Here is a 1,288-nt window from a genome sequence, read left to right as displayed (position 1 = left end):
CCCACGCCAGCAGCTGGCTCCGCTCCGCCTCGTCCAGCAGTCCCACTTCGCCCAGCAGGGCCTGCGGCTGGCGCACCAGGGCCTCCAGCAGGCGCAGGTAGTGCCGCCCCAGCCGCTCGATGGTGGCCGCATCGAACAGTTGCGCCGCGTAGGTGAGGCAGGCGCTCACGCCGCCGTCGTCGTGCTCGACGGTGTCCAGGGTCAGTTCGAACTGGGCACCCTGTTCGCCCAGGTCGTACGGAATGATCGTCAGCCCCGGCAGCCGATCCAGGCCTCCTGTCTGGGTGCGCTGGTGGTTGTGCATGACCTGGAACAGGGGCGGGTGGCTCAGGCTGCGCTGCGGCTGCAGGGCTTCGACCAGTTGGTCGAACGGCAGGTCCTGGTGGCTCTGCGCCCCCAGGACCGCTTCGATCGCCTGGCTCAGCAGGGCTTCGAGGCGCAGGCGCCCGTGCACTCTGGCCCGCACTACCTGGGTGTTGACGAAGAAGCCGACGATGCCTTCGGTCTCTATCCGGTTGCGGTTGGCCACCGGTACGCCGATGCGGATGTCTTGCTGTCCGCTGTATCGGTACAGGATGCCCTGGAATCCCGCCAGCAGCAGCATGAAGACGGTGCCGTTGTGCCGCTGCGCCAGTTGCCGCAGCGCCGCGCTCAGTGCCTCCGGAAGGTCGAAGGTGCACCGGGCGGTGCGGTAGCGCCCCAGCGCCGTGCGCGGCCGATCCGTCGGCAGTTCCAGGATGGGGTGTTCGTCTCCAAGGTGGGTGCGCCACCACGCCAGCTGCCGCTCTTTCTCGCCCGCTTCCAGCCAACTGCGCTGCCACGCAGCGTAGTCGCCGTAGTCGATCGGCAGTTCGGAAAGACGCGCCGCCTCTCCCGTTACCCGTTCCCGGTACAGGGCGACGAATTCGTCCACGATGATGCGCATCGACCAGCCGTCGGCAATGATGTGGTGCAGCACTACCACCAGAAGGTGCCGCCGCGCCTCCAGCCGCCACAGCCCTATCCGGATCAGGGGGCCACGCTCCAGATCGAACGGCTCCGCGTTCAGCGCATGCGCCTGTATCCGTGCCTCTTCCCATGCCGCCTGCGCAGCCTCCGCGCTCCGGACACCCTGAACACCCTGAGCATCCTGAACACCCGGGCCGCTCAGATCTACCAGATCGATCGCCAGCGCCTGATGCCCCCGCACTATCTGCTCGCCCTGCCCTTCCGCACCCGCCCGAAACACGCTGCGCAGGCTCCCGTGCCGCTCCACGATCCGCTCAAAGCTCCATCTCAACGCCTCTAC

1 protein-coding gene is annotated in these 1,288 nt (G+C 67.8%); it reads right to left on the bottom strand.

Annotation, left to right across the window (positions count from 1 at the left end):
• A partial coding sequence (locus BT108_RS13275) for a condensation domain-containing protein (protein WP_255369728.1) occupies positions 1-1,288 on the bottom strand: 1,288 nt, incomplete at both ends.

It is taken from the genome of Nitrosovibrio sp. Nv17 (assembly GCF_900119085.1).
Lineage (GTDB): Bacteria > Pseudomonadota > Gammaproteobacteria > Burkholderiales > Nitrosomonadaceae > Nitrosospira.
The sequence above is the reverse complement of the archived record's forward strand: the minus strand, read 5'-3'. Positions and strand labels throughout refer to the sequence as shown.